Annotated in this window: 22 protein-coding genes; 14 read left to right on the plus strand and 8 right to left on the minus strand. The window is 69.3% G+C overall.

The window, feature by feature from the left end; translation table 11 throughout:
- Nucleotides 1-41 precede the first annotated feature (41 nt).
- Nucleotides 42-2,132, plus strand: coding sequence for a DNA topoisomerase IV subunit B (parE, locus tag A3OM_RS0109215; RefSeq protein ID WP_018043461.1), 2,091 nt, complete (start codon nucleotides 42-44; stop codon nucleotides 2,130-2,132).
- A 234-nt stretch (nucleotides 2,133-2,366) separates the two neighbouring features.
- On the opposite strand, the gene A3OM_RS0109220 is transcribed toward parE, so the two are convergent.
- The 5 genes from A3OM_RS0109220 to A3OM_RS0109240 all read right to left on the minus strand — a co-directional run bounded on the left by A3OM_RS0109220 (nucleotide 2,367) and on the right by A3OM_RS0109240 (nucleotide 8,522).
- The gene (locus tag A3OM_RS0109220; RefSeq protein WP_018043462.1) at nucleotides 2,367-3,191 is read right to left on the minus strand and encodes an outer membrane beta-barrel protein; all 825 of its coding nucleotides are present in this window, start codon (nucleotides 3,189-3,191) and stop codon (nucleotides 2,367-2,369) included.
- Nucleotides 3,192-4,012: 821 nt separating this feature from the next.
- A complete protein-coding gene (locus A3OM_RS0109225; protein WP_018043463.1) occupies nucleotides 4,013-4,813 on the minus strand; it encodes a formylmethanofuran dehydrogenase subunit C in 801 nt (266 codons plus the stop codon).
- Nucleotides 4,810-5,766 (minus strand): formylmethanofuran--tetrahydromethanopterin N-formyltransferase, encoded by a 957-nt coding sequence (fhcD, locus tag A3OM_RS0109230; protein WP_018043464.1) that lies wholly within the window; start codon nucleotides 5,764-5,766, stop codon nucleotides 4,810-4,812. The genes A3OM_RS0109225 and fhcD overlap by 4 nt, the downstream gene beginning before the upstream one ends.
- Nucleotides 5,767-5,805: 39 nt before the next feature.
- A complete protein-coding gene (locus A3OM_RS0109235; protein ID WP_018043465.1) occupies nucleotides 5,806-7,449 on the minus strand; it encodes a formylmethanofuran dehydrogenase subunit A in 1,644 nt (547 codons plus the stop codon).
- Nucleotides 7,443-8,522 carry a formyl transferase gene (locus tag A3OM_RS0109240; RefSeq protein WP_026175873.1) on the minus strand — a complete coding sequence of 360 codons (1,080 nt, stop codon included), beginning with the start codon at nucleotides 8,520-8,522 and terminating at the stop codon, nucleotides 7,443-7,445. Before A3OM_RS0109240 ends, A3OM_RS0109235 begins: the two co-directional genes overlap by 7 nt.
- 375 nt (nucleotides 8,523-8,897) lie before the next feature.
- On the opposite strand from A3OM_RS0109240, the gene A3OM_RS0109245 reads away from it, so the two are divergent.
- From A3OM_RS0109245 to fae, 7 genes are all read left to right on the plus strand, one after another.
- The gene (locus tag A3OM_RS0109245) at nucleotides 8,898-9,881 is read left to right on the plus strand and encodes a beta-ribofuranosylaminobenzene 5'-phosphate synthase family protein (protein ID WP_026175874.1); all 984 of its coding nucleotides are present in this window, start codon (nucleotides 8,898-8,900) and stop codon (nucleotides 9,879-9,881) included.
- Nucleotides 9,882-9,993: 112 nt separating this feature from the next.
- On the plus strand, nucleotides 9,994-10,887 hold the full coding sequence (locus A3OM_RS0109250) for an NAD(P)-dependent methylenetetrahydromethanopterin dehydrogenase (protein ID WP_018043468.1): 894 nt from the start codon (nucleotides 9,994-9,996) through the stop codon (nucleotides 10,885-10,887).
- 194 nt (nucleotides 10,888-11,081) lie between these two features.
- On the plus strand, nucleotides 11,082-12,251 hold the full coding sequence (locus tag A3OM_RS0109255; RefSeq protein WP_018043469.1) for an ATP-grasp domain-containing protein: 1,170 nt from the start codon (nucleotides 11,082-11,084) through the stop codon (nucleotides 12,249-12,251).
- On the plus strand, nucleotides 12,248-13,234 hold the full coding sequence (gene mch / locus A3OM_RS0109260; protein WP_018043470.1) for a methenyltetrahydromethanopterin cyclohydrolase: 987 nt from the start codon (nucleotides 12,248-12,250) through the stop codon (nucleotides 13,232-13,234). Before A3OM_RS0109255 ends, mch begins: the two co-directional genes overlap by 4 nt.
- A 109-nt stretch (nucleotides 13,235-13,343) precedes the next feature.
- A complete protein-coding gene (locus A3OM_RS0109265) occupies nucleotides 13,344-14,258 on the plus strand; it encodes a RimK family alpha-L-glutamate ligase (protein WP_018043471.1) in 915 nt (304 codons plus the stop codon).
- Entirely contained in the window at nucleotides 14,255-15,091 is an 837-nt protein-coding gene (locus tag A3OM_RS0109270; RefSeq protein WP_026175875.1) for a triphosphoribosyl-dephospho-CoA synthase, read from the plus strand. Before A3OM_RS0109265 ends, A3OM_RS0109270 begins: the two co-directional genes overlap by 4 nt.
- Nucleotides 15,092-15,360: 269 nt before the next feature.
- On the plus strand, nucleotides 15,361-15,873 hold the full coding sequence (gene fae / locus A3OM_RS0109275; protein WP_018043473.1) for a formaldehyde-activating enzyme: 513 nt from the start codon (nucleotides 15,361-15,363) through the stop codon (nucleotides 15,871-15,873).
- A gap of 139 nt (nucleotides 15,874-16,012) precedes the next feature.
- Here the strand turns inward: fae and A3OM_RS0109280 are convergent, their stop codons facing one another.
- Nucleotides 16,013-16,696 carry a HisA/HisF-related TIM barrel protein gene (locus A3OM_RS0109280; protein WP_018043474.1) on the minus strand — a complete coding sequence of 228 codons (684 nt, stop codon included), beginning with the start codon at nucleotides 16,694-16,696 and terminating at the stop codon, nucleotides 16,013-16,015.
- A gap of 27 nt (nucleotides 16,697-16,723) precedes the next feature.
- Here A3OM_RS0109280 and A3OM_RS0109285 point away from each other — a divergent pair, with 27 nt between their 5' ends.
- The gene (locus A3OM_RS0109285) at nucleotides 16,724-17,785 is read left to right on the plus strand and encodes a hydantoinase/oxoprolinase family protein (RefSeq protein ID WP_018043475.1); all 1,062 of its coding nucleotides are present in this window, start codon (nucleotides 16,724-16,726) and stop codon (nucleotides 17,783-17,785) included.
- Nucleotides 17,786-17,803: 18 nt separating this feature from the next.
- Entirely contained in the window at nucleotides 17,804-18,004 is a 201-nt protein-coding gene (locus tag A3OM_RS0109290) for a hypothetical protein (protein ID WP_018043476.1), read from the plus strand.
- Between the two features lie 13 nt (nucleotides 18,005-18,017).
- Here the strand turns inward: A3OM_RS0109290 and ruvX are convergent, their stop codons facing one another.
- Nucleotides 18,018-18,518, minus strand: coding sequence for a Holliday junction resolvase RuvX (gene ruvX / locus A3OM_RS0109295; RefSeq protein WP_018043477.1), 501 nt, complete (start codon nucleotides 18,516-18,518; stop codon nucleotides 18,018-18,020).
- A complete protein-coding gene (locus tag A3OM_RS0109300) occupies nucleotides 18,515-19,054 on the minus strand; it encodes an SMI1/KNR4 family protein (protein WP_018043478.1) in 540 nt (179 codons plus the stop codon). Before A3OM_RS0109300 ends, ruvX begins: the two co-directional genes overlap by 4 nt.
- 108 nt (nucleotides 19,055-19,162) lie before the next feature.
- Here A3OM_RS0109300 and A3OM_RS0109305 point away from each other — a divergent pair, with 108 nt between their 5' ends.
- From A3OM_RS0109305 to A3OM_RS0109320, 4 genes are all read left to right on the plus strand, one after another.
- Complete coding sequence (locus tag A3OM_RS0109305) at nucleotides 19,163-19,393, plus strand: hypothetical protein (RefSeq protein WP_018043479.1); 231 nt, start codon at nucleotides 19,163-19,165, stop codon at nucleotides 19,391-19,393.
- Between the two features lie 105 nt (nucleotides 19,394-19,498).
- Nucleotides 19,499-19,786: an Asp-tRNA(Asn)/Glu-tRNA(Gln) amidotransferase subunit GatC gene (gatC, locus tag A3OM_RS0109310; protein WP_018043480.1), complete on the plus strand. Its 288-nt coding sequence runs from the start codon at nucleotides 19,499-19,501 to the stop codon at nucleotides 19,784-19,786.
- A 92-nt stretch (nucleotides 19,787-19,878) separates the two neighbouring features.
- Entirely contained in the window at nucleotides 19,879-21,372 is a 1,494-nt protein-coding gene (gene gatA, locus A3OM_RS0109315; RefSeq protein ID WP_018043481.1) for an Asp-tRNA(Asn)/Glu-tRNA(Gln) amidotransferase subunit GatA, read from the plus strand.
- 10 nt (nucleotides 21,373-21,382) lie between these two features.
- On the plus strand, nucleotides 21,383-21,682 hold the full coding sequence (locus tag A3OM_RS0109320; RefSeq protein WP_018043482.1) for a hypothetical protein: 300 nt from the start codon (nucleotides 21,383-21,385) through the stop codon (nucleotides 21,680-21,682).
- Nucleotides 21,683-21,732 lie beyond the last annotated feature (50 nt).

Genomic DNA, 21,732 nt, shown 5'->3' on the forward strand with positions numbered 1-21,732 from the left:
CATCGCTTCACGTTTCCGTTTCGTTCCTGTATGGTTGGTCCATGACTCAGCGCGAGACCTCACGTCAGGCCGTTCCGGCCCCCGCCGGCGGCCGGCCGAGCGACCTGTTCGCGGGCGGTCAGGCGCCCGTGCGCGGCGCGAAGGCCGCTTCGGCGGCGCGCGCTCCCCTCGACAGAGCACCGGTCGATGCGGCGGAAGCCGGCTACGACGCCTCGTCGATCGAGGTGCTGGAAGGCCTGGAGCCGGTGCGGCGCCGGCCGGGCATGTATATCGGCGGCACCGACGAGCGCGCCCTGCATCACCTCTTCGCCGAGGTGATCGACAATTCCATGGACGAGGCGGTGGCGGGCCATGCCAGCTACATCGAGGTGGAGCTGGAGGAGACCGGCCACCTCGTCATCACCGACAATGGCCGCGGCATCCCGGTGGACCCGCACCCGAAATTTCCGGGCAAATCCGCCCTCGAAGTGATCATGACCACGCTGCATGCGGGCGGCAAGTTCGACTCGAAGGTCTACGAGACCTCCGGCGGCCTGCACGGTGTCGGCATCTCCGTGGTCAACGCCCTCTCCGACATCCTCGAAGTCGAGGTGGCCCGAAGCCAGGTCCTCTATCGCCAGACCTTTTCGCGGGGCCATGTCCAGGGTCCGCTGGAAACCGTCGGCCGGGTGCAGAACCGGCGCGGCACGCGGGTGCGCTTCCACCCCGATGCGCAGATCTTCGGGGCGCTGAAGTTCGATCCGCGCCGGCTGTTCAAGATGGCGCGCTCCAAGGCCTACCTGTTCGGCGGCGTCGAGATCCGCTGGCGCTGTGCCCCCGCCCTGCTGGAGGGCATCGCCGACGTGCCGGCCGAGACGGTGCACCGCTTCCCCGGCGGCCTGCGCGACTATCTCGCCCGCGACCTCGACGGCAAGGAGCTCGTCACCGACGCGGTCTTCGCCGGCAAGGTGACGAAGCCCGGCGGCCACGGCTCCCTCGAATGGGCCGTCGCCTGGATGGTGGTGGAAGACGGGGTCTCGCACTCCTACTGCAACACGATTCCCACCGCCGAGGGCGGCACCCACGAGAGCGGCCTGCGCGTGGCCCTGCTGCGCGCCCTGCGCGAGCATGCCGAGCGCGTCGGCCAGGCCAAGCGGATGACCTCGGTCACCACCGACGACGTAATGGCGACCTGCGCCTCGATGCTCTCGGTCTTCATCCGCGAGCCGGAATTCCAAGGCCAGACCAAGGACAAGCTCGCCACGGTGGAAGCCTCGCGCATCGTCGAGACGGCGATCCGCGACGCGTTCGACCACTGGCTCGCCGCCTCCCCGGCCCAGGCCAACAAGCTCCTCGACTGGGTGATCGACCGGGCCGAGGAGCGCCTGCGCCGACGCCAGGAGAAAGAGGTCGCGCGCAAATCCGCGACTCGCAAGCTGCGCCTTCCCGGCAAGCTCGCCGATTGCTCCAAGGCGGGTACGGCGGGCTCGGAGATCTTCATCGTCGAGGGCGATTCCGCCGGCGGCTCGGCCAAGCAGGCGCGCGACCGCGCCAGCCAGGCCATCCTGCCCCTGCGCGGCAAGATCCTCAACGTGGCCTCGGCCAGCCGTGACAAGATGGGCGCCAACCAGCTCATCTCCGACCTGACCCAGGCGCTCGGTTGCGGCACGGGTAACGGCTACAAGGGCGAAGACCTCCGCTACGAGAAGGTCATCATCATGACCGACGCGGATGTCGACGGCGCCCACATCGCCTCGCTGCTGATCACCTTCTTCTACCGGCAGATGCCCAAGCTCATCGACAAGGGCCATCTCTACCTGGCGATCCCGCCGCTCTACCGGCTCACCCACGGCGCCAAGACGGTCTATGCCCGTGACGACGCCGACAAGGAGCGGGTGATCAAGACCGTCTTCAAGGGCGGCAAAGTGGAGATCAGCCGCTTCAAGGGCCTTGGCGAGATGATGCCGGCGCAGTTGAAGGAGACCACGATGGACCCGAAAAAGCGCACGCTCCTGCGCGTGGCTGTCCTCGACGAGGCGCGGGATTCCACCGGTGATGCCGTGGAACGGCTGATGGGCAACAAGCCGGAGGCCCGTTTCGCCTTCATCTCTGAGCGCGCCGCCTTCGCCGACGAGGCGACACTCGACATCTGAGGACGGGTGGGTCGCGAGTTCGGCCTATCCGAGCCGCCTCTCTTCCCAGGGGTGGAGCACCAACGGAGTCGGAGGCGAAGTGCCACGTCGCGTCCGCATTCGAGTCACGCCGGGTGAATTGCGAGAAAGCCTCCATCAATGCAAAAAACCCGGCCGTGAGGCCGGGTTTTTCACGTGGACGATCCCGATGCCGCGCGATCCTCGATGAGGACCGCGCGACGATCATGGACGATCCTAGTAGGTGCCGAACTTGTAGTTCAGGCCGGCGCGGACGACGGCGAACTCGTCGTCGCGACGACCGGTGCTGACCGAACGCGCAATGTCGCCAGCGGTGGTGACCACCAAAGGACCAGTGCTACGGTTACCGCGATCGAGATTCACGTACAGGCCTTCGACCTTCAACGTCACAGCGGAAGCGCGGAAGAAGTTGAAGAACGACTCGGTGGGAAGAGCGTATTCGATACCACCGCCGACGGCGTAGCCGGTGCGGAAGTCATCGTTGCCGCGGAAGCCACCGAAGTCACGATCAGCGCTGCCCGCACCGTAGGCGAAACCGCCGGTGCCGTACACGAGGGTGCGGTCGAAGGCGTAGCCGAGACGGCCGCGGACGGTGCCGAAGTAGTCGAGGCTGGAGAGACCGCGCGGGTCGTTGATGGCGAAGCCGTCACGAGCGACCACACCCGAGTCACGACGCTTGGCGCCGAAATCGAGGTACTGGGCGTCAGCTTCGATACCGACGACTACGCCCGAACCCGGGGTGAACTGGTAGTTGTAGCCGATCTGCGCGCCGCCGGTGAAGCCGTCCTGGCTGTCTTTGCGGAACGTGGCGACCTGCGGCACGCGGGATTCAGTGAAGGCACCCGGAACCGTGAAGGCGTTCGGGCCTTCCTTACCGGCGTCGAAAGCGTAACCGGCGTTGATACCGGCGTAGAAGCCCGTCCACGTGAAGACCGGGACCGGGACGAAGACCGGCGGGGCGGCGCGACGGGGAAGGTCGGCGGCCGAAGCGACAGCAGTCAGGCCGGCGAGAACGGTCGTAGCGAGAAGCAGTCTTTTCATTGTGTGTCTGGTCCTGATGGGCATTAAGCCTAGGTGCTTGTAGGCTCGGACGGGCGTGAGGTCTGTCGCATTCCTGCAACAACATCCATCGAATACAGCGGCACCCGTCAACGAAGGGTAAAGGTTAGGCGCAAGTGAGGAAGGAGAGACCAGTGACGTGCTCTGGCGCACTTCCGGTGCCTTTCCGGCTCACCTCGCTGCTGATCCAGATCACACTGCCGTGACGACCGGTTTTCACTTCCCGCAAGCATTTATTAAGCGGAACAATTCTGCATCATGCGAGTTAGGAACAGCTTTTTGTCCCCGCTTGCGATGTGAAGATTACCCGTCTGGTGAGCGATGCGAAGGCGTCGCTCCATCGGCAAGGCTCGGCAAGCAAATGCAGACAACAGAAGGTTAAGCGCGCCCGACGATTCCGTGGTCGCGCGTCCGAAGCCGGCATTCAGCCCGCTGCGGCATTCGCGGCCCCGTCGCGGCAGAATCCATCCTGGTGATCCGGCCGCTGGCTCGAGGCGAGACCGAGACATTCGGGTAGCAAGGCAACACCACAATACGGCCGCTCCACCAAGGTCCGACTTGTCCTGACAGTGATCGGTCTTGGCCTTGGGTGCTTGGCCGTCGCGGGCCTTACCCGGACCGACTGTGCTCGGAGTTTGGCGGGAGCGCCCGGTGAACCGACGGAGACGCCCATCCCTCGCGGGAGGCGGCAGGTCTTCGGGCAATGCCCGGCGGGCAACCTCGATCGAAGCCATGCCCCTGAAGGCTTCGGGGATCGTCTCCCCGACGGGGGCCGTGCCGCCGCCGGGGAGGAATCGAAGGGCCTATCGCCCGGCCGTGACCCAGAGCTCACCCTTGCCGAGGGTGGCGAGATCGCCGGAATAGCGCTTGAGCGCACCGGCGGCGAGGTCGGCATGGGCAGGGCTGAGGGCACGCAGGGACCGGGCGAGCAGCCGCAGGAACACGAGATCGTGCGTTCCCGTCTCGGCGAAACTCGGGCTCAGGGCACCGTGTCCGCCGGCGAGAATCGTCCCGCGCCGCATGCCGTAGCCCGGATGGTCGCCCACCGAGAGGGCCGCGATCGTACCCGCGATCATCCGCGATCCGGCATGAGCGCCCGCGGCACCGACCAGGATCAGACCGCGCCGCATGCGGTCGCCGAGATAGTCGCCGGCCGATCCGCAGATCACCAGCGTGGCGCCGTCGAGCCCCGCCTTGGCGGCATAGACCGCCCCGCCGGCATGATCGCCGGCATCGCCCTCAATGGTGATCGTGCCGCCCTTGGCGCCCGATCCGGCATAAGGCCCGGCCGATCCCGTGACCGTCACCGATCCCGACGCCATACCGGCGCCGAGGCGCTGACCGACATCGCCGACGACGCGGATCGAGCCGCCACTGAGCGAGGCACCGACACTGTCGAAGCGGGACGAACCGCCTTCGATGGTCAGGCTGTCGGATCCGTCGAGGCTGATGGCGAAGACGTCGCCCAGCGTCAGGCCGCGTCGGCTGGTGCCGATGGGGAGCCTGGCCGCCTCGGTCTCGGAGAGGCCGCTCAGCGAGAGCGGAGTCACGTGGAGGAAATCGAGCCGCTCCGGCGGCTCCTGGCGCAGGGTGAGGGTGCTCATGCCGCTCCAGCCTCGCTCGCCGGCTCCTTCGAGAGCAGGTCCTTCAGGTGATAATGGTGGCGGCCGAGATTGCCGCCGTAATTGCCGGCCGTCACCGCGACGAGCCCGTGCGCCGCACCGGCTTCGGTGGAGGCGTGGAGCGCCGCGCGCATGGATTCGGCCACCGAGCGCGAGGTGAGCCCGTCGATGACGATCTCAAGCACCACGCCGACCTCGGCCACGAGTTCCGAGCCGGCACGGCCCTTGAGGGTCGGGCAATAGGCGTCGTTGGTGGAGGCCATCATGCCCTTGGTGCGCGCGCCGACCTTCGAGCCGGAGCGGACGATGCCGCCGGGGAAGGGCAGGATCACGTCGGCCACCGAACGAGCGGCATCCACGGCGATCTCCGCGACCTTGAGGGTCTCGGCATGGTTGCGCCCGAGGAACAGCAGGTTGCCGCCGCCCACCGCGCCATCCACCGCGCGGACGAAATCCTCGCACAGGAACTCGCCGTCCATCACGGGGACGCGCCAATAGCGCCGCGCCTTGCCGGTGACGGGATCGGTCAGGCGCTTGGCCACGGCGAAGCCGTCACCGAAGTAGCGGATCGCGCCACCGAGCTTGATCTTGTGCGGCCCGTCGACGCCCGCATAGCAGGCCGTGCCGGGGCAGGTGAGGATGCACTGGCCGACGCGCTTCAGGAGTTGGTCCTTGAGGCCGTTCGGCTCGAAGCCGAACAGCAGCACCCGCACACCGGGGCGGCCGTCGGGCGTCTCCTCCGGCGAGAGTTCGCAATCGATCCCGGCCTCGGCGCCGCAGCCGATCACCGAGGTCGCGAACCCGGTCATCGTGACGGCGGCGATCATCGCCCATTTGGCGGTGTCGTTGGTGATGATCAGCGCCGTGCCGGCGACGTCGAACGCCTCGGCGAAGGTGTCGATCACCGGGATGCCGTTGAGGGTGAGGTCAGTCATGCTCGGTCACCGTACCCACGCGAGGCGTCGTCATCATTCTCACGCTCGACATGCCACGTCCTCGAACACATCGCTCACGGGGAAGGCCTCGTCCGGCACGGTGAAGCTGTCGAGACCGGCACCGAAACGGGCATCGAGATAAGCGTCGGTGCGCGTCTCCATCGCCTTGTCGGATTCCACCGTCAGTTCCAGGGTATGGCCCGCGCGCCAATCGACGATCTCGCCATCCTCGACGATGACGTGGCCGTCCTTGAGCACCAGTTTGGCGCGGGCGAACATCGCGGTCCGGTTCTGGTCATCGCGGTAGATCGCGACGTCAGCGCGCGCGCCCTCGCGCAGGTGGCCGCGATCGGCGAGGCCGAGGAGCTTGGCCGGGCCGGAGCGCGTCAGCTGGGCGATTTCGGAGAAGGTGTATTCCCGCTCGATGCCGCAGAGGCCAGAGCGCTCGGCGATGACCTTGTGCAGGGAGGATATCTCGCGGTCACGCTCCTCCTTGTCCATCAGCAGATGGATGATCCGCGGATATTCGGTGAAGGGGCCGCCATTGGGGTGGTCGGTGGTGAGGATGGTGCGCTCGGGGTCGCCCGAGAGCAGCATCAGTTCGAGGCCGATCGCCCATTGCAGGGAGCTCACGGGGCCGCGCGGCTTGTATAGGAACGGCACGATGCCGCCGCCTTCCGCGTCGCCCGCCGTGATGATCCACTTCTTCGGGTTCGCACCCTTGCGGCCGGCGAACTGGCGGATGACATCGAGCGAGATCGTCACCGTCTGGCCGAAGGCGACCTGACCCACGTCGAAGGTGGCGTTGGGGTGTTTCTCCATCGCCTCCGTGATGCGCTCGGCCGCCGAACGGAAGCCGCCGGTGCCGGGATTGGCCGGATCGACCGCGCCGTAGGCGTAGAACTGCGCATGGGCGAAGTGGATGCGCCGGCCTTCCGCCGCCTCCATCGTCGCCACGAAGGAATCGTCGGCGCCGGGAATGCCGAGGTTGTTGGCATGGACATGCAGCGGATGCGGCACGCCGATCTCCTCCACCGCATCGAGGAGGGCGTTCATGATCTTGCGGGTGGAGAGGCCGTAGACCGGGATCTCCTCGTCGAGGCTGAGGTTGAGCATCCCGTCCTTGAAGGCCGAGGCGCCGCCCGCGTTGATGCACTTGACGCCGAGACCGCGCGAGGTCGCCACCGACAGGGCGACGAGGTCGCGCACCGCCGCCTTGCCCTCGCGCTGGCGCAGCAAGTCGAGGAGCTGGTCGTCGTTGCCCATCACGGTGAGTGCACCGCGGTCGAGCAGCGGGATGTCGGCGAGTTCGAGCTGGGTCGCCAGCGCGTTCGTCGGCGGCATCGCCGGCTCGACGGCGATGGTGTAGCCCATCCGCGCGTAGTTCGCGCCGATCCAGGCGGCCGAGCCGCCGGCATGGGCGAAGGGATGGCCCTCGGGCGCGGCTTCGCTGACATAGAGGTCGGGCAGGAGCAGGCGGCTCATCACCACGTTGCCGCCGGCGATGTGCGAATGCACCTCGACGCCGCCCGCCATCACGACGCAGCCGGAGGCGTCGATGGTCTTGTCGGGCGCGCGCTCGGACGGGGCCACGACGCGGCCGTCCTCGATCCAGACGTCGCCGACGCCGTCGCGGCCGGCGGTGGGATCGACGACCCGGCCGCCCTGGATCAGGATCAGCATGAGGCGCCCTTCTTCTGCGTGAGGCGATTCTGGATGGCGGCGAGCACGCCGGCCGCAGTCAGGTCGGCCGGCTGGCCAACCGGAGGTGAATAGGTGATCGCCGCACGGCGTTCGTTCCACAGGGCGCCACCTGCGGTCTCGCCGGGTACGCCCACCGAAATGACGATCTCGGCGACGTCGCCCGTGGCATCGGGGCTTCCTTCACCGACGATGGCGATGGAGGGTAGAGCGGTGAGCCAGTCAGGGCGCGGGGCGGGGAGGGAGGCGAGCCAGAGCGCGGCATCGGCCTCGCCGGCGGCCACCTGGCGCGCGCTGTCGAACCGCCAGGGATCATGCTCGGGCAGGTCACGGCCGAAGCCGACCCGCGGCGGCTGGCCGGTGGTCCATGAGGCGAGCTGGGTCACGGCGCGGCCCTGGAACCCATCCGAGACGGAGAGCGCGAAGAAGCGCGTCAGATCGTTGAGATCGCGCACCAGCCCCTGCAGCATCTCGACGCCGAGATCGCCGAGTTCGGCGGCATCGTAGAGGACGACACCGTACTGGGCCGTCGTCAGGCGCCGGGCGAGATCGGCATAGGCCGCCTCGCCGGCGAGGTTGCCCTTCACGTAGGCGCGCAGATGCGCCACCGAGACGGCGAGACCGCCGGCCGCGGCCGGATAGGAGACGTGCCGTGTGGCGCCGTCGCCGGGGCCGCCGAGGGAGAGCAGCGTGCGCTCGGAACCGGCGGCGCGACCGCGCACCGGCGCGGAAGCGGCGATCTCCTGCACGATCGGCCTGTCCCACGGGCGCAGACCGACGATCAGCACCGCATCGGCCCGGCCGATCGCCTCGGCCGGCGTGGTGTTGAGATTGCCGAACTGGCTGAGGGGGCCGAGCTCCGCATAGAGGCCGTCGCCACCGACGGGATCGACGGAGGCACCGATGAGTCCGGCCAGATGATAGGCCGCCCGCACCGCGCTCGTATCCGCACTCAATCCCGTGACGATCGGAGTCTTCGCTGCGGCGAGGAGCGTGGCTGCGGCCTCCACCGCTGCGCTCACGTCCGCCGCACCACCCTTTACCCAGGCAGCCATGCCTACACCTTGGAGAACGAGGGCCCGGCACGCGCTGTGTTCAGCGTCGCACACGGCGGGACTGCGCCAGTCCATTCCTAGTGGGCCGGCACGTTTGCATCGCGGAGGCGCCGCAAGCAACCCCCCACCGACCGCCGTCGACTCCCTTCTGCCGTCCCGCCACGCCGCACCTTCCCGGCCTCCGGTGGAGCCCCGGCCTGCGGAAGCCCGACGATTGATGGTATGGCGATGCTTGCGACCGATCCGTCCTCCGTGGGAGAAGCCCGCGCCGGCAAGCGCCATGCGGTCGCAATTCCGGTCAGGCCCCGCCGGGGCGGATCGGCTCGCGGCCCGCGCGGCGCAGGGATGAAGGCTTATCGCATGAAGGGGGTCGACGTGGACCAGATCCCGGATCAACGGCCGGCCGAGACGGCGGGACGGACCCGTGCGGTGCGGGTGCGCGCACCGGCGCGGCTTCACTTCGGCTTCCTCGATCTGCACGGGGGCCTCGGCCGGCGCTTCGGCAGCATCGGGCTCGCCGTCGACGCCCCCTCCATCGATCTCATCGCGCGTGCGGCCCCCGCCCTCGACGTGATCGGGCCGGAGGCGGCCCGCGCCCGCACCTATGCCGAGGCCGCGGCGCGCCATCTCGGCCCTCGGGGAGCGGCCTCCATCCGGGTGAACGAGGCGATCCCGGCCCATGCCGGCTTCGGCTCGGGCACGCAGCTCGCCCTCAGCGTGGCGGCGGCGCTCGCCGCCCTCGACGGCCGCCCCTTCTCGCCCGACGCCTTCGCCGACGCCCTCGATCGCGGCAACCGCTCGGGCGTGGGTCTGGCCGCCTTCACCCAGGGCGGCCTCATCGTGGATGGCGGCCGTGACGCCAGCAACGGCCCGCCGCCGCTGATCGCGCGCCTCGCCTATCCGGAGGCGTGGCGGATCGTGCTGATCCTCGACGAGAGCATGACCGGCGTGCATGGCACCCGCGAGGTCGAGGCGTTTCGCGATCTCCCGCGCTTTCCCGAGGAGCAGGCCGCCGCGATCTGCCGGATCGTGCTGATGCAGGTCCTGCCGGCGGCAGCCACCGCCGAACCGGATGGCTTCGGCGCCGGCATCACCACGATCCAGCGCCTCATCGGCGATCATTTCGCGCCTCACCAGGGCGGGCGCTACGCCAGTCCTGCCGTGGCCGAGGCGCTCGCCGCCATCGCCGCCCAGGGAATCGCCGGCTACGGCCAGAGCTCGTGGGGGCCGACGGGTTTCGCCCTGGTGCCGTCCGAAGCGGAGGCACGCGTCCTCGTGGCGTCCCTCGACCGGCCAGGGCCTTTGCGTTTCGTGATCGCGCGCGGTCGCAATACCGGCGCCTCGGTCACGCCACTTTAAGACAACAAGCGCATCAGCGACGCTTGACGCAGCCGGCCCGGCCGGTTCCGACAGTACACATGCGAGAGGCGGCACCGCGATGGCGCCGGACACTTGCGGAGGGAGAGACACGATGGCCCGCTCGATTCTGCATATGCTGACGCCCCTCAAGCACATGAGCCCGTTCGACGTGAACATGGCAGTGGATGCCGGCTTCGAGACGATCGCGACCTATACCGACGTGACCCTGCCGGACGTGACCTCCCTGGTGCAGGATTCGATCTTTTCCCGTTCGCCCCAGGATGGCGCCCGCACGACCATCTTCATCGGCGGCAAGAACGCCGAGGACGCCCTCGACATGATGGACCGGGCCAAGAAAGCCCTGGTGCCGCCCTTCGCCAACCACATCGTCGCCGATCCGGCCGGGTCCTTCACCACCGGTGCCGCCATGGTCGCCGAGGTGACCCGCGCCCTCAAGGCGAAGTTCGGCACCGACCTGAAGGGCAAGCGCATCGTCATCTTCGGTGGGGCCGGCGTCGTGGCTTATGTGGCGGCGGTGATCGGTGCGCTCGAAGGCGCCAAGACCGTCCTCGTCGGGCATGACGGCGAGGAGCGAGTCAGCAAGATCGCCTTCACGATGAAATGGCGCTTCGGCATCGAGGTCGGCGCCGTCGACGGCTCCACCGCCGAGGCGCGCCGCGTCGCCATCGCCGAGGCCGACGTGATCCTCTCGGCCGGCCCGGCCGGCGTCCCGATCCTGTCGGCGACGGATCTCGAATCCGCGCCGAAGCTGCTGGTCGCCTCCGACGTGAACGCGGTGCCGCCCGCCGGCATCGCCGGGATCGACGTCAACGCCAAGGACGTGGCCCTGCCCACCGGCAAGGGCATCGGCATCGGCGCGCTGGCGGTCGGCAACGTCAAGTACCAGACCCAGTCACGCCTGTTCCGCCAGATCCTCGCCGCCAGCGAGCCCCTCTGCCTCGACTTCCGCGACGCCTACAAGGTCGCCGTCGAGGTGGCCGGCTGACGGGCACTCACCCGCCCGCTCGATCCCGCCCATGACCTCATCCTGAGGTGTCCGCGAAAGCGGGCCTCGAAGAAGGCCTCCAGCTTTCGCCGAGCTAACTGGAAGCCTCCTTCGAGGCCTTCGCTTCGCTCGTCGCCTCAGGACAAGGCAGGGTGGTGACAGCAGCGTAGGAGTGATCCCGAGCGATCGCCGCGATGGCATTATCATCCGAACGGCCGCCGCCCCGGGGCGACGCGATCCTCATCGCCGCCCAGTCCGGGCGCGCCCTGGCGCAGGCCGCGCGCCGGTCGGGCCTGCGCCCCTATGTCCTCGACCTCTTCGGCGATGCCGACACGCTCGCCCTCGCCGAAGGCTATCGCCCTGCCGTGGGTCGCTTCGGCGACGGGCTGGCGGGGGAGGGCGTGCTCGCCGGGCTCGATGCGCTGGCCGCCATGGCGGACAAGCCACCGATCGGGATCGTGCTCGGCAGCGGCTTCGAGAATGCGCCCGACCTGATGGCGAGGATCGGCCGGTGCCGCAGGCTTCTGGGCGCCAGCCCCGATACGGTCCGGGTGCTGAAGGATCCGCTCGCCTTCGCGGCCCTCTGCGACCGCCTCGCGATTCCTCATCCGGCGGTGACGCGGAAGGCCGTGACGGATCGCTCGGACTGGCTGCTCAAGCGCTCCGGCGGGTCCGGTGGCAGCCATATCCGCCTCGCCGGCGCGGGGAGGGCACCGACGGGCGCCTATTTTCAGCGGCGGGTCGCCGGCACGGCGCACGCCGTCGCCTTCCTCGCCGACGGGCGCGAGGCGGCGATCGTGGCGGTCACCGAGCAATGGAGCGCGCCGTCTCCCTTACGCCCCTTCCGCTATGCCGGGGCGCTGGAACGCGCCGCCCACGAGGCGCCGGCCCTGTCGCCCGCGTCCCTCTCCCAAGTGACGGCGGCCATCGCCGGACTCGTCGCGGAGACCGGGCTCGTCGGGCTCGCCAGCGCCGACCTCCTCGTCTCGGAGACGGGGTGGTGGCTCACCGAGATCAACCCGCGCCCAGGAGCCACCCTCGACGTCCTCGACCGCCGCGACACGCCGCTCCTGGCCGCGCATATCGACGCGAGCCTCGGCGTTTTGCCGCGAATCGAACCCGCACCGGTGGATGCGGCGGCCACGGAAATCTGTTACGCGGCAGCCGGCTACGCGCCGATGCCGCCCCTCGACTGGCCGGATTTCGTTCGCGACCGCCCACAATCCGGCACCTGCGTGCCACGCGATGCTCCCCTCTGCACCGTGTTCGCCGCAGGCCCGGACTCGGCCGCCACCCGAGACCTATTGCGCGTCCGGGCCGCCACTCTGCGGACCCTGCTCGCCCCGACGGAGGAAGCCCGATGACCACCCATCCCCCCGCCACGCTCCGGACCACGCCGAGCCTGAACGCCCTCGCCAATCCCCTCGTGGAGAAGCTGGTGGCCGATGCAGAGGCCCTGCGCCTTGCCGTCACCACGGAGAACGGCGCACGCATGGTCGATGCCGGCGCCACCGTGCGCGGCTCCATTGAGGCCGGCCGGCGCATCGCCGAGATCTGCCTCGGCGGCCTCGGCACCGTGTCGATCGTCCCCACCGGGCCGATCGCGGCCTGGCCCTATTCCGTGGTGGTGCACTCCGCCGACCCGGTGCTCGCCTGCCTCGGCAGCCAGTATGCCGGCTGGTCGCTGGCCGACGAGACCGGCGATTCCGGCTTCTTCGCCCTGGGCTCCGGCCCCGGCCGCGCCGTCTCGGTGGTGGAAGATCTCTACACCGAACTCGGCTACCGCGATTCCGCCAGCCGAACCGCCCTGGTGCTCGAGGCCGCCGGCGGACCGCCCGCCTCCGTCATCGCCAAGGTCGCCGAGGCCTGCGGCCTGTCGGCGGACGCGCTGACCTTCATCTACGCCCCGACACAGTCGCTGGCCGGCGCGACACAGGTCGTCGCCCGCGTCCTCGAAGTCGCCCTGCACAAGGCCCACACCGTGGGCTTCGACCTGCACAAGATCGTGGACGGAATCGGCTCGGCCCCGCTCTCGCCGCAGCATCCCGATTTCATCCAGGCCATGGGCCGCACCAACGACGCCATCATCTATGGCGGCCGGGTGCAGCTCTTCGTCGAGGCCGACGAGGCGGATGCCAAGCAACTCGCCGAGCAGCTGCCCTCCACCACCTCGGCCGACCACGGCGCCCCCTTCGCCGAGATCTTCGGCCGGGTGAACGGCGATTTCTACAAAATCGACGGCGCGCTCTTCAGCCCGGCCGAGGTCATCGTCACCTCCGTCACCACCGGCAAGAGTTTCCGCGGTGGCCGGCTGATGCCGGAACTGGTGGACGCCTCCTTCAGCTGATCTGAACGGAAAAGCCGCAGCGCCAGCCCCTCTCCCCGCCGGGCGGGGAGAGGGGAACGCCTGTCATCCCGGCCGGACCGGGACCGGATCACCGTGTGAGACCACATCCATGCGCATCGGGCTCGCGGCCGACAACGGCAACTGGCACAAGGCCCGATTGAGGGCCGCCCTGGAACATCTCGGCGCCGAGCCGGTGCTGTTTTCGCTCGCAGACGTGGCGGTGGTCACCGGCGCGGGCGAGCCGCTTCGTGTGCCGGGCTTCGCGGACGGCCTGCCCGACGGCGTCCTCCTGCGCACCATCGCGGGCGGCACCTTCGAGGCCACCACCATGCGGCTCGGCGTGCTCCACGCCCTCGTGGCCTCCGGGGTCACGGTGTGGAACTCCCCCGGCGCCATCGAGCGCTCGGTGGACAAGGCCATGACGAGCCTCCTCGTCGCCAGGGCCGGCCTCCCCACCCCCGACACCTTCGTGTTCTCCAGCCGCGAGGCCGCCGCCGCCTGCGTCGCCCGCGAGGCGGGACCGGGCCGGCCGCTGGTGCTCAAGCCGCTCTTCGGCTCGCAGGGCGAGGGTTTGCAGCTCATCGAACGGCCGGAAGACCTGCCCGACGAGGAGGCCGTGTCGCGGGTCTACTATCTCCAGCGCTACATCGCGCGGAACGACGGCCTCTGGCGCGATTACCGGGTCTTCGTCTGCGAGGGCAGGGCCATCGCCGCCATGATCCGCGAGGGCGACGGCTGGATCACCAACGTCCATCGCGGAGGCCGGCCCTTGCCCTGGGCGATGCCGGAGAAGGCCGCCGAACTCGCCGAACGCGCGGCGGCCGCCATCGGTGTCGATTACACCGGCATCGACCTCGTGGAGGACGGGGAGGGCGGCTACCTCGTCCTCGAAGTCAATTCCATGCCGGCCTGGTCGGGCCTGCAACAGGTCACCGCGGTCGACGTCGCGGCCGCCGTGGCCCGGGGCTTCCTCAACGCCGTGCGGGCGGCAAGGCCCCCCCGGCTCCTGGCGGCATCGGGATGAGCGGGCTTTCGCCCGACGTGATCGCCGCGGCCTACAGGGCGTGCTGCTTGGCCGAGCTCGATGCCCTGAAGCCCGGCAACGTCCATGTCTTCGGCGACGGCCATCGCATGGCGGTGGCGGATTTCGTCACGAGCGCGGAGGTCTCCGCGCCCCATCTGGCGGAACCCGGCGCGCGGATCGGCCGGCGCGTGCGCACCGCCATGGAGGCGACCCTCGGCGCGGTGGGCCAGAACACCAATCTCGGCATTCTCCTCCTCTGCGCGCCCCTGGCGCTCGCCGCCGAGCGCGGCGGCCCTCTGCGCGGGGCGCTGAGCCACGTTCTCGATACCCTCGACGCGGCGGATGCGGCCGACGTCTTCGCCGCGATTCGCGCCGCCAATCCCGGCGGCCTCGGCCGGGCCGAACGCCACGACGTGACCGGACCGGAAGCCCCGGCCAGCCTCGTCGCGGCCATGGCGGAGGCGGCCCCGCGCGACCGGATCGCCCGCGCCTACGTCACCGGCTTCGCCGACATCTTCGGCATCGGCCTGCCCGCCTTGGCGGAGGCGCGCGGCAATGGCCTCACGCCCCCCTGGAGCACGACGGCGGTGTTCCTCGGCTACCTCGCGGCCGTTCCCGACAGCCACGTGGCGCGCAAGCACGGCGCGGCCCGCGCCGACGCCCTGTGCGCCGAGGCGGCGGAGCTTCTCTCCCTCGATCTCGCCACCCACCCCGTCACCGAGCTCCTGGTGCGGGACCGTTCGTGGAAAGGCCAGAACCTCAATCCGGGCACCAGCGCGGACATGACGGTGGCCACCCTCTTCGCCGACCGATTGCTGGCGGCTGGAACCTAAACCCAGGGAATTCAGCTGCCCCTACGGCGGCGAGGGGCGCCATAATCGATGCCGTGGCGCGTTCAAGCCCCCGTTCGGCAAAGATTTTGCTCGAATCCGCCCCCCTTGCAGGGTTGTTCCGGCAGAGACCCCAGAGTAGGGTCCGCGCCGCGATCCGGGCAAACCGGTCCGGTCCCATTGGGGCTGGACGCCGTGAACAAGGATGGCTTTCGGCCGCGCCAAACTACGGGGCGGTCATGCTTTTTCAAGACTCCTGGGAGAAACCCCACATGGCGAAGATCAACAAAGTTCTGGTCGGCGAGGCTCTCGTCGGCGATGGCAACGAGGTCGCCCACATCGATCTCATCATCGGACCGCGCGGTTCGCCGGCCGAGACGGCTTTCTGCAACGGCCTCGTGAACAACAAGCACGGCTTCACCAGCCTGCTCGCGGTCATCGCGCCGAACCTGCCCTGCAAGCCGAACACCCTGATGTTCAACAAGGTCACCATCAACGACGCCCGTCAGGCCGTCCAGATGTTCGGCCCCGCCCAGTACGGCGTTGCCAAGGCCGTGCAGGACGCCGTTGCCGAAGGCATCATCCCCGCTGACGAAGCCGACGACCTGTTCATCCTGGTCGGCGTGTTCATTCACTGGGAAGCTGCCGACGACGCCAAGATCCAGAAGTACAACTACGACGCCGTGAAGCTGTCGATCCAGCGCGCCGTCAAGGGCGAGCCCACCGCTGCCTACGCCACCGAGCAGCGCAACTCCGCTTCGCACCCCTTCGCGTCGAACGCTTAGATCGGGGACAGTCCTGGGCAGAGCGCGCCTCCGCCCGTACCGCGGGGCCTGCTCCAGCGACTGGCTTCCATCTTCCTCGGACGATGAAACATGAAACGAGGCGGCTCCGGCCGCCTCGTTTTTTTGTGTCTCCGGCCCGCTACCTCCGTAATGTCCCGTCGTGGATCGCGGTCGCCACCAGGGCACCCGCGACGCCGATCTCCTCCAGCGCGGCGACATCCGCAGGCCCGCGCACCCCGCCCGCCGCGTAGAGTCGCGTCGCGGGGCTCATCTCGCGGATCTCCGACAGGCGGTCGAGGTCCGGCCCGGTCCCGGCACCGACACGGCTCAGGGTCATCACGATGACCTCGGAGGGCCAGTACGCCGGCTCGTCATGGAGCTCCGCCGGCCCCATCCGCTCCGCGCCCCGACTGTCGAGGGAGAAGACTGCGCGGTCTCCGAGCGCCCGCACCAGGGCGGCATCGTGCTGGCTCTCGCTGCCGATCACCGGACGCCCCACCCCCTCCGCCAGGAACGCATCCACGCCGGGGCCGCCGGAGAATCCCGCATCGACCCAGAGCTGGACACCCGGACAGGCGCGAGCGACCTGCGCGAGGCTCCCGAGATCGGGAGGCCTGCCGTCGATGATCGCATCGAGATCCGCGACGTAGAGGATGCGGGCGGCGATCGCGGCGACCAGCCCCTGCGCGACATCCCCGGGCGACGATCCCTTTGCCAAGGGCGTCACGATCGGGGCATAGGAGGCGCGATCCCCGGCCCTGGCCCGCACCACCTCTCCGTGGCGCAGGTCGATCACCGGAACGATCCGAAACCCGTCCTTCATCCCGTTCCTCCCTGTACGGACCTGCCCGTGACGCCTGCCGCATCCACGCACAACCCGGTGATCGGCTGGGATCTCGGGGGGGTCCATGTCAAGGCGGCCCTGGTTCGCGACGGCCGTGTCGAGGCGGTGGTACAGGCACCCTGCCGTCTATGGCGCGGCCTGCCCGCCCTCGACGAGACGTTTTCGCAGTTGCCCGATTGGGCGCGCGGAGAGGCCGACCATGTGGTGACCATGACCGGCGAACTCACCGACTGCTTCTCCGACCGCACCGATGGCGTGGCGCAGCTCTCCGCCTGGGCGAGCGCGAATCTCGCCGGTTCGGTGCGGATTTATGGCGGCCGGGCCGGGCTCCTCCCGCCCGGCGAGGCGACGGGCGCCGCCCTCGACGTGGCCTCGGCCAATTGGCACGCCACGGCGGCCCTGGTCGGCCGCCACGCGACGAACGCGCTCCTCGTCGATATCGGCTCCACCACCGCCGACCTGATCCCCATCGTGGGCGGCCGCCCCGCCGCCACCGGCTACAGCGACGCCGAGCGCCTGGAGACGGGCGAACTGGTCTATTCCGGCGTGGTGCGCACGCCCGTCCTCGCCTTCACCGCATCAGCGCCGTTCAAGGGCCGACGTACGGGCCTGATGGCCGAGACCTTCGCCACCACGGCCGACGTCTACCGCCTCACCGGCGACCTGCCCGAGGGGGCCGACCAGCAGCACAGCGCCGACATGAAGGGCAAATCGATCCCCGAGACCGAGATCCGCCTCGCCCGGATGATCGGCCGCGACCATGCGGAGGGAAACTCGGCCGATTGGCGTGCCCTCGCGGCGCATTTCGCCGAGTGCCAGTTGCGGCCCCTCCACGACGCGGCGGCGATCCTGCTCTCGCGCCCCGACATCGCGGCGGATGCGCCCCTCGTGGTCTGCGGGGCAGGGCGGTTCCTGGCCGGGCGGCTGGCCCGGCGCCTGGGACGCCCCGCCGTGGCGCTCACCGACCTCATCGCGCCGTCGCTCGCGGAGGAGGGCGCCGACTGGGCCTCCACCTGTGGCCCGGCCGTGGCGGTGGCCCTGCTGGCCGCCGAAATCATCCAACACTGAGCCGAACGGGAGACCCGCATGAGCGCCACGCACAAACTCGCCCGCATCCTGGCCACGCGCTCCGGCGCGGGAATCGAACTCGCCCTCGCCACCGAGAGCGGCCAGACCCTCAAGGTGCTGGCGAGCCAGGACCAGATCGACATGCTGGTGGACGAGTTGGAGGACATCCTCAATTCGCCGGTCGAGCCCGGTGACGACGAGCCGCCGGCCGCGGCGTGACGCGCCGCTCCCCTCAATACGCGTCGCGCTCCTCGCGCTCCTCGTCCCCCAGCAGACCCCGGATCTGGTCGAGGCATCCCTGGAGGATGTAGGCCGCCGCCAGCATGTCCACGACCTCGCCGCGCTTGGCCCGCGAAGCGTCCGCCGCGATCAGCGCCCGCGTCACCGCCGCCGTGGACAGGCGCTCGTCGCAGAACAGCACCGGCAGGTCGAGCAGGGGCTTCATGTTGCGTACGAAGGAGCGCGTAGCCTGGACGCGCGGCCCTTCGCTGCCATCCATGTTGAGGGGCAGGCCCATGACGAGGCCGCCGACCTGGTGAGCCTCGCACAGGAGGCGCAGGCGGGCGACGTCGGGCGTGAATTTCACCCGGCGGATGGTCTCGAGGGGCGAGGCGATCTGCCGGCCCACATCCGACAGGGCGAGCCCGATCGTCTTGGTGCCGAGATCGATCCCGATGAGGCGCCGGCCGCCCGCGGACGCCGCGACGAACGCCCGGACCTCGTCTTCCGTCACGAGACCTGACCCAGGAAACTGGAGGGCAGGGGCTCGGCGCCCATGCCGAGAATGCCGCGCACTGCGGGACCTTGAAGCCGGCGCATGAGATCGGGGAGGTCGGCGCCCCCGAACCGCACCGATTCGAGATCGGCGCCCATCACCCAGATCTCGTATTCCCGGCGCTCGGTCTGGTCCGCGCCGACGACCACGTCCCAGAACAGGAACTCGCCTGCTTCGGTCTCACCGAAGAAACAGGCGCGTTCGACCACGCTCGGATCGTCGCCCTCCACCTCGAAGCGATGCCCCTCCCGCGTCTCCAGCACGGAGGCGATGCTGTGCGCCATCAGTTCCGAACGGGTGCCGAGGTCCGCGCTCTCGGTGGGGCTCGGGATCGCGATGCGGAGGGAGCCGCAAGCGAGGCCGATTCCGCAAGCGAGGCAAAAGCTGCGGTAGCTCTCCGGCAGCGGGAACCCCAGCTCCGTCTCCGCGCGGTCGAGATCGGCCGGATCGGCCTTCGGCCCGGCGGTGAAATCGGCGAACACCGTCTGCCACATGATGTCTATCCCCAACGCGACCCGATCCTACGTCCGAAGGGGAATAGCCGCACCGGGAGCGAATGCGCCATAAGCTCGTTAAGGATTTGATAACGATACGGAGACAGCATGAATCGGCGCGGCCGCCTCTCCCAGGTTCTCGGCATGTTACGGTCGCCCGGCAAAGGCGGCAGCGCCTGGAACGTCGACGCCACGCGCGAAATGCCGTTCCGGCACAAGCTCATGCTCGCCCTGGCCCTCGAGATCCTCGTCCTCGGCTTCCGGCAGTCGGAAACGCTCCGCCAGGACAAGGGGATCGTGGTCGAGGCTCCCTCTCATCCCGGCAATGCCATCGTCTGAGACGACGCTTCCGCCCGCCCCGGCGTTGCGGGGCCGCGAAGCCCGGTGCTATAGCCCGGCCTCTGAACGCGCGTTCCGGCGCAGGTCCCGAGGTCCGAAGGCAGCATGTCGGTCGACGCAACCACAGTGAGGCGCATCGCGCATCTGGCGCGTATCGCGGTGAGCGACGAGGAGGTCGCGCCGCTCCAGGGCGAACTCAACGCCATCCTCGCCTTCGTCGAGCAACTCTCCGAAGTCGATGTCGAGGGCGTCGAGCCGATGACCTCGGTCACGCCGATGGCGATGAAGAAGCGCACCGACGTGGTGACCGACGGCGGTCACGCTCGCGACATCGTCTTCAACGCCCCCGAGACCGAGGACCATTACTTCCTCGTCCCGAAGGTGGTCGAGTAGCACGCTCGATTTCGTGATGCGTGCCCGGCCAGGATCGCGCGGCGCCTGAGAATGGCGACGGGGTCCGGCGGGCTTTGAGGACAGCAGGCGGCATGACCCATCTCAACGAACTCACCCTGGCCGAGGCTCGCGACGGGCTGAAGGCCAAGGATTTCTCGGCGACCGACCTCGCCAAGGCCCATCTCTCGGCGATCGAGGCGGCGCGCGGCCTCAACGCCTATCTGCTGGAGACGCCCGAGCGCGCCCTGCAGATGGCGGAGGTCTCCGACGCCAAGATCGCCTCCGGCGAGGCCCGGCCCCTCGAAGGCCTGCCGCTCGGCGTCAAGGACCTGTTCTGCACCCACGGGGTCGCCACCACCGCCGGCTCGAAGATCCTCGAAGGCTTCCAGCCGCATTACGAATCGGCCGTGACCCACAATCTGTGGCGCGACGGCGCCGTGATGCTGGGCAAGCTCAACCTCGACGAGTTCGCCATGGGCTCCTCCAACGAGACCTCCGCCTATGGCGACGTGGTCTCGCCCTGGCGGCGGCAGGAAAACGGAACGCTCTCCGACACGAAGCTGGTGCCGGGCGGCTCCTCCGGCGGGTCGGCCGCTGCCGTGGCCGCGCATCTGTGCCTTGGCGCCACCGCCACCGATACCGGGGGCTCGATCCGCCAGCCCGCCGCCTTCACCGGCACGGTGGGCATCAAGCCGACCTACGGGCGCTGCTCGCGCTGGGGCACGGTGGCCTATGCCTCCTCCCTCGACCAGGCCGGCCCCATCGCCCGCACGGTGCGCGACTGCGCCATCCTGCTCGGCTCCATGTCCGGGGCGGATGCCCGCGACACCACCTGTGCCGACCTGGCCGTGCCCGATTTCGAGGCGGCGGTGGCGCGGGGGGTGAAGGGCCTCACCATCGGCATCCCGAAGGAATACCGGGTCGAGGGCATGTCCGCCGAGATCCAGGCGCTCTGGGACAAGGGCGCCGCGATGCTCAAGGATGCGGGCGCCACGATCCGCGAGATCTCGCTGCCGCACACCCGCTACGCGCTGCCGGCCTATTACATTGTCGCCCCGGCCGAGGCCTCCTCGAATCTGGCCCGCTACGACGGCGTGCGCTACGGCCTGCGCGTGCCCGGCAAGGACATCGCCGGGATGTACGAGAACACCCGCGCGGCGGGCTTCGGCCGCGAGGTGAAGCGCCGCATCATGATCGGCACCTACGTGCTCTCGGCCGGCTATTACGACGCCTATTACGTCCGCGCCCAGAAGATCCGCACCCTGATCAAGCGCGATTTCGAACAGGCCTATGCCTCCGGCGTCGACGCGATCCTGACCCCCGCCACCCCGTCCGCCGCCTTCGGCATCGGCGAGAAGGGCTCGGGCGATCCCGTGGAGATGTACCTCCAGGACGTCTTCACAATCACGGTGAACATGGCGGGGCTGCCCGGCATCTCGGTGCCGGCCGGGCTCGACGCGCAGGGGCTGCCGCTGGGCCTCCAGCTCATCGGGCGCCCGTTCGACGAGGAGACGCTGTTCGCCGCCGCCCAGGTGATCGAAACGGCGGCCGGGCGGACCAAGCTGCCGAAGGCGTGGTGGGCATGAAAGCGCGACCATGACCGTTCCGGTCTATCCCTTCGACGTCTGGATCTGGGCCGCGTTCGATCCCGTCCTGATCGCCATCGCCCTGGTCATGGGCTGGAAGTCGGACCAGTTCGTGAAGGTCATCCTGGTCTCGCTGATGGCTTTCGCCATCTCGGTTTTGGTGTCCTGGGCCGTCACGGCCATCGGCATTCCCTGGCCGGCGCCGATCAGCCATGACGGGCCGACCTTCTTCCCCATTCGCTGGATGGCGGGCTTCCTGTGGGGCACCCTCGGCTTCCTCGCCCATCAGCTCTATCGCCTGCGCGCTTGACCGCGCCGGCCGGTCCTTCCACCTTTCCGGTGCGGTTTCGCGCCGCGCAA

The sequence above is a fragment of the Methylobacterium sp. 88A genome (genome assembly GCF_000376345.1).
In the GTDB taxonomy this organism is placed as follows: Bacteria; Pseudomonadota; Alphaproteobacteria; order Rhizobiales; family Beijerinckiaceae; genus Methylobacterium; species Methylobacterium bullatum.

What these genes read in the sequence shown, in the direction of transcription:
- parE (WP_018043461.1), top strand. Translation starts at nt 42, where the DNA reads ATGACTCAGCGCGAGACCTCACGTCAGGCCGTTCCGGCCCCCGCCGGC.
- A3OM_RS0109220 (WP_018043462.1), bottom strand. Translation starts at nt 3,191, where the DNA reads ATGAAAAGACTGCTTCTCGCTACGACCGTTCTCGCCGGCCTGACTGCT.
- A3OM_RS0109225 (WP_018043463.1), bottom strand. Translation starts at nt 4,813, where the DNA reads ATGAGCACCCTCACCCTGCGCCAGGAGCCGCCGGAGCGGCTCGATTTC.
- fhcD (WP_018043464.1), bottom strand. Translation starts at nt 5,766, where the DNA reads ATGACTGACCTCACCCTCAACGGCATCCCGGTGATCGACACCTTCGCC.
- A3OM_RS0109235 (WP_018043465.1), bottom strand. Translation starts at nt 7,449, where the DNA reads ATGCTGATCCTGATCCAGGGCGGCCGGGTCGTCGATCCCACCGCCGGC.
- A3OM_RS0109240 (WP_026175873.1), bottom strand. Translation starts at nt 8,522, where the DNA reads ATGGCTGCCTGGGTAAAGGGTGGTGCGGCGGACGTGAGCGCAGCGGTG.
- A3OM_RS0109250 (WP_018043468.1), top strand. Translation starts at nt 9,994, where the DNA reads ATGGCCCGCTCGATTCTGCATATGCTGACGCCCCTCAAGCACATGAGC.
- A3OM_RS0109255 (WP_018043469.1), top strand. Translation starts at nt 11,082, where the DNA reads ATGGCATTATCATCCGAACGGCCGCCGCCCCGGGGCGACGCGATCCTC.
- mch (WP_018043470.1), top strand. Translation starts at nt 12,248, where the DNA reads ATGACCACCCATCCCCCCGCCACGCTCCGGACCACGCCGAGCCTGAAC.
- A3OM_RS0109265 (WP_018043471.1), top strand. Translation starts at nt 13,344, where the DNA reads ATGCGCATCGGGCTCGCGGCCGACAACGGCAACTGGCACAAGGCCCGA.
- A3OM_RS0109270 (WP_026175875.1), top strand. Translation starts at nt 14,255, where the DNA reads ATGAGCGGGCTTTCGCCCGACGTGATCGCCGCGGCCTACAGGGCGTGC.
- fae (WP_018043473.1), top strand. Translation starts at nt 15,361, where the DNA reads ATGGCGAAGATCAACAAAGTTCTGGTCGGCGAGGCTCTCGTCGGCGAT.
- A3OM_RS0109280 (WP_018043474.1), bottom strand. Translation starts at nt 16,696, where the DNA reads ATGAAGGACGGGTTTCGGATCGTTCCGGTGATCGACCTGCGCCACGGA.
- A3OM_RS0109290 (WP_018043476.1), top strand. Translation starts at nt 17,804, where the DNA reads ATGAGCGCCACGCACAAACTCGCCCGCATCCTGGCCACGCGCTCCGGC.
- A3OM_RS0109300 (WP_018043478.1), bottom strand. Translation starts at nt 19,054, where the DNA reads ATGTGGCAGACGGTGTTCGCCGATTTCACCGCCGGGCCGAAGGCCGAT.
- A3OM_RS0109305 (WP_018043479.1), top strand. Translation starts at nt 19,163, where the DNA reads ATGAATCGGCGCGGCCGCCTCTCCCAGGTTCTCGGCATGTTACGGTCG.
- gatC (WP_018043480.1), top strand. Translation starts at nt 19,499, where the DNA reads ATGTCGGTCGACGCAACCACAGTGAGGCGCATCGCGCATCTGGCGCGT.
- gatA (WP_018043481.1), top strand. Translation starts at nt 19,879, where the DNA reads ATGACCCATCTCAACGAACTCACCCTGGCCGAGGCTCGCGACGGGCTG.
- A3OM_RS0109320 (WP_018043482.1), top strand. Translation starts at nt 21,383, where the DNA reads ATGACCGTTCCGGTCTATCCCTTCGACGTCTGGATCTGGGCCGCGTTC.